Here is a 9,088-nt window from a genome sequence, read left to right as displayed (position 1 = left end):
CCCTTGACCAACGGACCTTGAGCTTTTCAACTCTTTCTATTATACCTACTTTTTTACCTTTGTCAAGGACTTTTTTCCTCTTTACCGAAATTCTGAAAAGATTAGGGAAAGTTCTCTCAGGAGAGCTTTACGTCCTCTAAAGACTTCTCCTCCCATTAGACGGTCTATTAACTCTTGTTTTTCCATACTCTGCTTTGATTTGTAATTCTTTAGAAGTTCGTGAAAGAGATAATAATCGTCCAGCCTGAGTCCTTTTTCTCCTAGACGATGACTAATCTCACTCACCTCTTCATAGGGTTCTTTGTCAAAACGGCGCTTGTGGCTTTCCTGTTTACGGATGTAATCTAGGATACGATTTCTAAACTTTGTTTTAAAGCAGACATAAAGTCGATGGCGCTCCCCCTCTAGTAACTCTGGGTTGCAACTCACCAGCTCATACAGACATAACATGCCTTCCTGATCCCAGTCCTCTTTCTCCCACAGATGCAAATGATAATCTTTGCGACACTTATGGACGATTCCCTTACTTTCTTCATATAAATCTTTTAGATTCATAGACCTCTCCTTTCTGCATTTAGTTTAGCAAAATGCGCGAGCCACTGGGTCTACTTCCTCTATTCTATACTTCTTCCTCCCCCAACGGCACATAAAAAGAGAGGCAAAGCCTCTCTGGGGTTATAATTCTGCAATTTGGTTGAGATTCACTTCTGCAATCGTATCATTACCAAACATAGAGATAATCATCTTCACTTTGTTGTTATCAATTTCAGTAATTTTACCTGTGTAGTCTGCAAAAGCGCCATCAATGATGCGGACTGTCTGGCCAACTTCAACATCAATATCGAACTCTTGAACAGTTTGTCCCATTGAAACCAGAATATCACGGATTTCTTGTTCCAAAAGTGGAGTTGGTTTTGATCTGTTACCGTGTGAGCCGACGAATCCTGTTACGTTAGGTGTGTTTCGAACGACGAACCATGCTTCATCGGTCATGACCATTTCTACAAGGACATAACCTGGAAAGCGATTCTCTTCAACTTCCTTTTTCTTTCCATTTTTCTCAACTTGCACGGTTTGTGTTGGAATCTCAACACGTAGAATATTATCCAACATGTTATATGTTTGCGCACGTTGCAATAGATTTTCTTTTACCTTATTTTCATAGCCAGAATAAGTTTGTAGAACAAACCATCCCTTGTCAAAACTATCCATGATATTTCCTTTCATACATATGATAGAAGAAAGTTAGCAGAACTTCTCCACTTTTCTTCTAAAAAATGTTAATAAATCGAATCAAACCTGATACAATCAACTGGTCAAAAATGTAAATGATGACCACAAAGAAGGCTGTGTATTCCATAATAGAGCGAAAATCTCTCCAGCTTTCTTTGCGAGTTGGCCAAGTTGTTTCTTTAAGAAGTTTAAAAATATCCTTAATAAAGCCCATCGTTCTCTCCTATCTCGTTTCTCTATGTGTCGTATATTTTCCACAATGTTTACAAAATTTATTTACTTCTAGTCGTGTTGGCTTGGGGTTCCCACTAATTTTGATTGAATAATTCCTTGAACCACAAACTGCACAAGCTAGGCTTGCTTTTTTTAGTGCCATAACGCCTCCATCTTATCTATTATAACAAGAAACCTAGGCTTTGACAAGCCTCTTAACGAAATAGATTAAGGATTGAGTCCCATATTGTCTGGGCTTTTTCTTTTATTTTAGCTTCTGAAATCGCACGACCTGCTTCATCTACAAGATTTTGTGCACGACTACGAATATCTCCTATTGGGTCCTCAGACTGGTTTGTCTCATTTTCAACAACCTGCTTTTTCGTATTTTCTGGTTCAATACCATTTTGTTTATAAGCATTCTCAACTGTAAAAGTGCTACCTGTAGTGTAAGGTAAAATGGTATTAGCCATACTTCTAAAGACATGGGCTGCTCCATTGGAGGTCGAACCTGCTAGATAATGGTTCTCATCTGTTGTTGGGAAACCGAGCCAGTGGCTGATTACCACATCCGGAGTATAGCCGATCACCCACTGGTCACTGGTATATTCTGGGTTGAAAACAGCTTCAGTCGTACCTGTTTTACCAGCCATAACATAATCTGCCGGTGACGAACTAATTCCTGTACCATTGGTAAATGTTCCTAGCATCATGCTGGTCATTTTATCGGCTACCGACTTATCAATCACTCGTTTTTGGGAGTTTTTATGACTCTTGATGATCTGGCCGCTGGCATTTTCAATACGAGTGATGAAATGTGCTTCAGGCATCAAACCTCCATTAGCAAAGGCTGCATAGGCTTGCGCCATCTGGAGAGGATTCGTTTCCACACCTCCACCAAGAGCAACTCCAAGAACTCGGTCAACTTTTTCCATATTCAGACCAAATCTCTCCCCAGCGTCAAAAGCTTTGTCAATACCTAATTCATTTACAGTCGCAACAGCTGGCAGGTTGAGTGATTCCGCCAAGGCCTGATACATAGGTACTTCTGGAGATGTCTTAATACCCGCATAGTTATCTACTTGATAACTGTTGTACTGCATCGTATGATTATCCAGTTGCTTGTTCAAGGCCCATCCTGCTTCTACTGCGGGTGTATAAACGACTAAAGGTTTAATAGTTGAGCCTGGGCTACGCTTAGACTGAGTGGCATAGTTGAAATTGCGGAAGCCTGGTTTGTCATCACCAGCTACACGGCCAACAACTCCACGCACTCCACCCGTTTTAGGCTCTAGAGCAACACTACCTGATTCGGCATGCGTTCCATCTTCTGCCGTTGGAAATAGCGAAGTGTTTTCGTAAATAACCTGCATGTTTGCTTGGTAGTTTTGGTCAAGCTCTGTGTAGATTCGATAGCCGTTGTTGACAATCTCTTCTTCTGTGAGATTGTACTTGGAAACTGCTTCGTTGACAACTGCATCAAAATAGGACGGGTAACGATAATCCGAAACTTTGCCTTCATACTTATCTTGCAGTTGAGAAGCCATATCTACTCCAGCCGCTTCGGTTTCTTGATTTTTATCAATATAGCCCGCTGCAACCATATTTTGCAAAACAGTATCCCTACGGTTGGTCGAAGTTTCAACAGAATTTAATGGATTGTACAATTCTGGTCCCTTGAGCATCCCTGCTAGAGTAGCCGCCTGATTAAGCGTTAGTTGTGAAGCCGATACACCAAAATATTTCTTACTTGCATCTTCAACGCCCCATACTCCATTTCCAAAGTAGGCGTTATTGAGGTACATAGTAAGGATTTGCTCCTTGCTGTATTTCTTTGTCAACTCTAAGGCAAGGAAAAACTCCTTGGCCTTCCGTTCAACGGTCTGGTCCTGGGAAAGATAGGCATTTTTCGCCAACTGTTGAGTGATGGTGGAACCCCCTCCAGAACGACCCGCTGTAAGGATGGCTAGAAAGAAACGACCGTAGTTAATCCCATCATTTTTATAAAAGGAACGGTCCTCTGTCGCGACGACAGCATTCTGCAAGTCTTTACTAATATCTGTCAGTTCAACATAGGTTCCCTTTTGACCTGATAGGGCTCCTGCCTCTTTTTCTTCGCGGTCAAAAATCAGAGTTCGCGTTTTCAGGGCATTTTGCAAGTCATTGACATTGGTAGACTTGGCTATCGCAAACAAGTAGGTTCCTACCAGTAAACCAGCACTTAACCCTAAAATGATGACGATTTTTGTCAGATGATAACGACGCCAAAATTTCCGAATTGGACCTACTTGGGACAATTTTTTTCTGTCGCTCCGTGAACGACGCATGCTAGTCGAATCAGACTCCGCTGATTCATTCGTTTCTTTTTTAAAGAGAGAAAGAAACTTCTCAAATAATTTATCTAATTTCATGCGTTTATTTTATCATCTTCACCATAGGAACTCAAGAATTTAGCTACTCCCTATCCAAATAGGGCTTTTTTTGTTACAATATCTGTATGCAATTCACATTTACATTACCCGAATCCTTGCCTCAAATGACGGTCAAACAATTCCTAGAGGAACAACTCCTCATCCCTAGAAAAATCCGCCATTTTTTGAGAATAAAGAAGAACATCTTAATCAACCACAAAGAAGTTCACTGGAACGAGATGGTCAAGCCAGGGGACATTTGCCAGTTGACTTTTGACGAGGAAGATTATCCCCCAAAAGAAATCCTTTGGGGCAATTCAGACCTCGTTCAAGAGGTTTATCAAGACCAACATCTCATTATCGTCAACAAGCCAGAGGGAATGAAAACTCACGGAAATCAACCTGGTGAAATTGCCCTTCTCAATCATGTCTCTGCCTATGTTGGCCAAACCTGCTATGTCGTTCATCGTCTGGACATGGAAACTAGTGGTTTGATTCTCTTTGCCAAAAATCCTTTTATCCTGCCTATTCTCAATCGCTTACTGGAGAAAAAAGAGATTTCTAGGGAATACTGGGCACTTATAGAAGGACGAGTAGAGAGTAAAGAACTTGTCTTTCGAGATAAAATTGGTCGTGATCGACACGATCGCAGAAAACGAGTGGTAGATCCCAAAAGTGGGCAACATGCCGAAACTCAGGTAAGCCGACTAAAGCAATTTCCAAATCAGACTACCCTTGTCCGTTGCAAACTAAAGACCGGTCGAACGCATCAAATCCGTGTTCACCTCTCTCACCATAAGCACCCTATCCTGGGCGATCCTCTCTATAACTCTAGATCAAAAGTAAGCAGGCTGATGCTTCATGCCTTTCGACTTTCCTTTACTCATCCACTCACCTTAGAACAATTGAGTTTTACTGCCCTCTCGGATACTTTTGAAACAGAATTAAAACAAAATGGATGACACTATCATCCATTTTTCTATACAAAAAAGCAAGACCAGAAGGCCTTGCTTTTATCGACTCAAGAATTATTTAGCGATTTTTGCAAAGTATTCAAGAGTACGTACAAGTTGTGCAGTGTATGACATTTCGTTGTCGTACCATGATACAACTTTAACCAATTGTTTACCATCAACGTCAAGAACTTTAGTTTGAGTTGCGTCAAACAATGAACCGTAAGACATACCTACGATATCTGAAGATACGATTGGATCTTCTGTGTAACCGTATGATTCGTTTGAAGCTGCTTTCATAGCTGCGTTTACTTCATCGACAGTAACGTTCTTTTCAAGAACTGCTACCAATTCAGTAACTGATCCAGTTGGAGTTGGAACACGTTGTGCAGATCCGTCAAGTTTACCATTCAATTCTGGGATTACAAGACCGATAGCTTTAGCAGCACCAGTTGAGTTAGGAACGATGTTTGCAGCACCAGCGCGAGCACGGCGAAGGTCACCACCACGGTGTGGTCCGTCAAGGATCATTTGGTCACCAGTGTAAGCGTGGATAGTAGTCATCAATCCTTCTACAACACCGAAGTTATCTTGAAGAGCTTTAGCCATTGGAGCCAAGCAGTTTGTAGTACATGAAGCACCTGAGATAACTGTTTCAGTACCATCAAGAACGTCGTGGTTAGTGTTAAATACAACTGTTTTAACATCGTTTCCACCAGGAGCAGTGATAACAACTTTCTTAGCTCCACCTTTAAGGTGTTTTTCAGCTGCATCTTTCTTAGCAAAGAAACCAGTTGCTTCAAGAACGATTTCTACACCGTCAGTAGCCCAGTCGATTTGTTCTGGATCACGTTCAGCAGAAACTTTAACGAATTTACCGTTAACTTCGAAACCACCTTCTTTAACTTCTACAGTACCGTCGAAACGACCTTGAGTTGTGTCGTATTTCAACAAGTGTGCAAGCATAACTGGATCTGTAAGGTCGTTGATGCGAGTAACTTCAACACCTTCTACGTTTTGGATACGGCGGAAAGCAAGACGACCGATACGTCCGAAACCGTTAATACCAACTTTAACTACCATTAGTGATTTCCTCCTTATGAAAATCATGAAATTTTTATTGTGAAAAGAGTAACTTGAATCACTACAAATCACCTTTCAACAAACCTATTATATAACTATTTGAGTTTAATTGCAAGTACGGGCGTTGATTTTCTCTCCCGCTTTTCTACTTTTTCTCCCCCTTTTTATTCATCCATTCTTTTATTTTCAAAGCATATCTCTAGAATCTTTTATAATATCTGCATATCCTCTTCATTTCAAGGTGAAACTCCAATTTCAACGCTTTCAGAGTTTACAAAAAAGAGACAGGATTTCTCCTGTCTCTAGGCTGATAAACAATTATTTGCGACGTCCTGGTCGTTCTGCATAACCATAGTAAGCATCTGCCATGATTTCTTCCATGTCAGCTACCATTGGCAAGCGAGGGTTAGCAGGTGAACATTGGTCTTCATAAGCAAGCAAGGCAATTTCATGCAAGCTGTCTTTCCAAGCTTTTTCATCGATTCCTTGATCCTTGAAGTTCATCTTTATACCTACTGCAACACCAAGTTCGTAAACAGCTTTAGCGTATGCTTCAACTGCTTCTTCTGGAGTTGAGTGAGGCAATCCAAGCATTCTAGCAATATCTTGGAATTTTTCGTCAGCTTTCCAGTAGTTATACTTAGGCCATGTAGTCGTCTTAGATGGGCGAGTACCATTGTAACGGATAACGTATGGAAGCAAGATTGCGTTTGTACGTCCGTGAACAGTATGGTGAACCGCACCGATCTTGTGGGCCATTGAGTGGCTCATACCAAGGAAGGCATTGGCAAAGGCCATACCAGCCATTGTAGATGCATTGTGCATTTTTTCGCGAGCTTCTGGATCAGCTGTCTTAACAGATTTTTCCAACCATTCAAAGACAAGTTTGATTGTTTGAAGGGCGATACCGTCTGTATAGTCGTTAGCGAAGTTTGAAGTGTAAGCTTCAGTCGCGTGAGTCAAGACGTCCATACCTGTATCCGCAGCGATGAAGTCTGGAACTGACTCAACCAAAGCAGGGTCAACAATCGCAATAGTTGGTGTCAATGAGTAGTCAGCCAATGGGTATTTACGATTGTTTTTCTTATCAGAGATAACGGCAAATGGTGTTACTTCTGAACCTGTACCTGAAGTTGTTGGAATACCTATGTATTTCGCTTTTTTACCAAGTGATGGGAAGCGGAAGGCACGTTTACGGATGTCCATGAATTTTTGAACCAAGTCACGGAAGTCGATTTGTGGTTGTTCGTAGAAGAGCCACATTACTTTCGCTGCATCCATTGGAGAACCACCACCAAGAGCGATGATTGTGTCTGGTTCAAATGCTCTCATTACTTCAGTACCACGTTCTACAGTTGTGATATCTGGGTCTGGTTCAACGTCTGAGAAGACTTGGACAGTTACACGGTTGCTGCGTTTGTTCAATTGGTCAATAATGCGTTGAACAAAACCAAGTTTTTCGATCGATTTGTCTGTAACAATCATAACGCGTTCAATATCTTCACATGTTTGAAGGTATTGGATAGAATTGCGTTCGAAGTAAATTTTTGAAGGAACTTTAAACCACTGCATATTATTTCTACGTTTCCCTACTTTCTTGATGTTTAGAAGGTTGATCGCACTCACGTTATCACCGACTGAGTTGTGTCCATATGAACCACATCCAAGTGTCAATGATGGAATGAAGGCATTGTATACGTCACCGATACCACCGAAAGTAGATGGAGAGTTCCAGATAATACGCATAGCTTTGATTTCTGTACCAAAGCGTTTAGCAAGCTCTTCGTCTTTTGTATGGATAGCTGCCGAGTGACCAAGTCCGTTAAACTCAACCATTTGACGAGCTTTTGTAAGACCATCTTCTGTGTCTTCAGCTTTTAGGACAGCAATAACTGGTGACAATTTCTCACGAGTCAATGGTTCTTTCGGTCCTACTTCTGCACATTCTGCAGCCAAGATGTTTGTTCCTTCTGGAACGCTAAATCCTGCTTGTTCAGCAATCCATGCTGCTGGTTTACCAACGATGTTTGCATTTAGTTTAGCACCTGCACAGTTTTTGCTATTAGCTTTTACACCGAAACAGAATTCTTCAAGAAGGGCTTTTTCTTTTTTGTTTACAAAGTAAGTGTGATATGATTTGAATTCTTCTACAAATTCGTCATATACTTCTTTATCAATGATAACGGCTTGTTCTGATGCACAGACCATCCCATTATCAAATGACTTAGACATAACAATATCATGAGCAGCTTGACGAAGGTCAGCAGATTTTTCTACATAGGCAGGAACGTTTCCGGCACCTACCCCAAGAGCTGGTTTTCCACATGAGTATGCAGCTTTAACCATGGCATTACCACCAGTTGCAAGGATAGTTGCAACACCTTCGTGGTTCATAAGCGCTCCAGTTGCTTCCATAGATGGTTCTGTAATCCATTGAACACAGTTTTCAGGTGCTCCAGCCGCAATAGCTGCATCACGAACGATTTGTGCTGCGTGTGCTGATGATTCTTGAGCTGATGGATGGAAAGCAAAAACGATTGGGTTGCGTGTCTTCAAAGCAATCAATGATTTGAAAATCGCTGTTGAAGTTGGGTTTGTTGTCGGAGTGACACCACAGATTACACCGACAGGTTCCGCAATCTTTGTCAAACCTGTAATTGGATCATCTTCAATAACTCCAACTGTCTTAACTCCACGCATATTGTTCACTACGTGTTCGCAGGCAAATAGGTTTTTTGTTGCCTTATCTTCAAATACCCCACGACCAGTTTCTTCAACTGCATGTTGTGCAAGGATACCGTGCGCGTCAAGTGCTGCAACCGAAGCTTTTGCCACGATATAGTCAACTTGCTCTTGGTTCAACTTGCGCATTTCATCAAGCGCAACCAAGGCTTTTTTCACGAGACCATCGACATGCTTTTCAGCAGCAAGTTGTTTTTCCTCTGGTGTTACTGTTTTTTTATCAGCCATATTATCCTCCATAGCCTTTAAGGATGTTATCCTTTGTTAATTTTTTCACAAGTTTATTATAACTCTTTTTTTATGCTTTGTAAACAGTTTCATAAGCATTTCACAAAGAAATTTTCTAATATTGTGATTTTTTTCTCAATATAGCTATATAATAGAGTTTTGTCTGGACGATTGTGAAATTATGGAAAAAATTTTTTTATTTCACAAAGTTTTTCTAGTTGATAG

The 9,088-nt window shown here is 41.0% G+C and carries 8 protein-coding genes; 1 reads left to right on the top strand and 7 read right to left on the bottom strand.

Annotated features, from left to right (window positions below; all coding sequences use genetic code 11):
- Window positions 1–81: 81 nt before the first annotated feature.
- From M1F65_RS09350 to pbp2a, 5 genes are all read right to left on the bottom strand, one after another.
- The gene (locus tag M1F65_RS09350; RefSeq protein ID WP_001049305.1) at window positions 82–555 is read right to left on the bottom strand and encodes a hypothetical protein; all 474 of its coding nucleotides are present in this window, start codon (window positions 553–555) and stop codon (window positions 82–84) included.
- Between the two features lie 120 nt (window positions 556–675).
- On the bottom strand, window positions 676–1,212 hold the full coding sequence (gene nusG, locus M1F65_RS09345) for a transcription termination/antitermination protein NusG (protein WP_000376732.1): 537 nt from the start codon (window positions 1,210–1,212) through the stop codon (window positions 676–678).
- A 58-nt stretch (window positions 1,213–1,270) separates the two neighbouring features.
- On the bottom strand, window positions 1,271–1,447 hold the full coding sequence (gene secE / locus M1F65_RS09340) for a preprotein translocase subunit SecE (protein ID WP_000505776.1): 177 nt from the start codon (window positions 1,445–1,447) through the stop codon (window positions 1,271–1,273).
- A 9-nt stretch (window positions 1,448–1,456) separates the two neighbouring features.
- Window positions 1,457–1,609 carry a 50S ribosomal protein L33 gene (gene rpmG, locus M1F65_RS09335; RefSeq protein WP_001809375.1) on the bottom strand — a complete coding sequence of 51 codons (153 nt, stop codon included), beginning with the start codon at window positions 1,607–1,609 and terminating at the stop codon, window positions 1,457–1,459.
- A gap of 52 nt (window positions 1,610–1,661) precedes the next feature.
- The gene (gene pbp2a, locus M1F65_RS09330; protein ID WP_000762598.1) at window positions 1,662–3,857 is read right to left on the bottom strand and encodes a penicillin-binding protein PBP2A; all 2,196 of its coding nucleotides are present in this window, start codon (window positions 3,855–3,857) and stop codon (window positions 1,662–1,664) included.
- Window positions 3,858–3,943: 86 nt separating this feature from the next.
- Here pbp2a and M1F65_RS09325 point away from each other — a divergent pair, with 86 nt between their 5' ends.
- Window positions 3,944–4,819: an RluA family pseudouridine synthase gene (locus tag M1F65_RS09325; protein WP_084855922.1), complete on the top strand. Its 876-nt coding sequence runs from the start codon at window positions 3,944–3,946 to the stop codon at window positions 4,817–4,819.
- 66 nt (window positions 4,820–4,885) lie between these two features.
- Here the strand turns inward: M1F65_RS09325 and gap are convergent, their stop codons facing one another.
- Window positions 4,886–5,893 (bottom strand): type I glyceraldehyde-3-phosphate dehydrogenase, encoded by a 1,008-nt coding sequence (gene gap / locus M1F65_RS09320; RefSeq protein ID WP_000260682.1) that lies wholly within the window; start codon window positions 5,891–5,893, stop codon window positions 4,886–4,888.
- Between the two features lie 318 nt (window positions 5,894–6,211).
- Complete coding sequence (gene adhE, locus M1F65_RS09315) at window positions 6,212–8,863, bottom strand: bifunctional acetaldehyde-CoA/alcohol dehydrogenase (RefSeq protein WP_070657902.1); 2,652 nt, start codon at window positions 8,861–8,863, stop codon at window positions 6,212–6,214.
- Window positions 8,864–9,088 lie beyond the last annotated feature (225 nt).

It is taken from the genome of Streptococcus oralis, assembly GCF_023109195.1.
Lineage (GTDB): Bacteria > Bacillota > Bacilli > Lactobacillales > Streptococcaceae > Streptococcus > Streptococcus oralis_BV.
The sequence above is the reverse complement of the archived record's forward strand: the minus strand, read 5'-3'. Positions and strand labels throughout refer to the sequence as shown.

Coding starts and splice junctions, on each gene's coding strand:
- M1F65_RS09350 (WP_001049305.1), bottom strand. CDS start 555: ATGAATCTAAAAGATTTATATGAAGAAAGTAAGGGAATCGTCCATAAG.
- rpmG (WP_001809375.1), bottom strand. CDS start 1,609: ATGGCACTAAAAAAAGCAAGCCTAGCTTGTGCAGTTTGTGGTTCAAGG.
- M1F65_RS09325 (WP_084855922.1), top strand. CDS start 3,944: ATGCAATTCACATTTACATTACCCGAATCCTTGCCTCAAATGACGGTC.
- pbp2a (WP_000762598.1), bottom strand. CDS start 3,857: ATGAAATTAGATAAATTATTTGAGAAGTTTCTTTCTCTCTTTAAAAAA.
- secE (WP_000505776.1), bottom strand. CDS start 1,447: ATGGGCTTTATTAAGGATATTTTTAAACTTCTTAAAGAAACAACTTGG.
- gap (WP_000260682.1), bottom strand. CDS start 5,893: ATGGTAGTTAAAGTTGGTATTAACGGTTTCGGACGTATCGGTCGTCTT.
- adhE (WP_070657902.1), bottom strand. CDS start 8,863: ATGGCTGATAAAAAAACAGTAACACCAGAGGAAAAACAACTTGCTGCT.
- nusG (WP_000376732.1), bottom strand. CDS start 1,212: ATGGATAGTTTTGACAAGGGATGGTTTGTTCTACAAACTTATTCTGGC.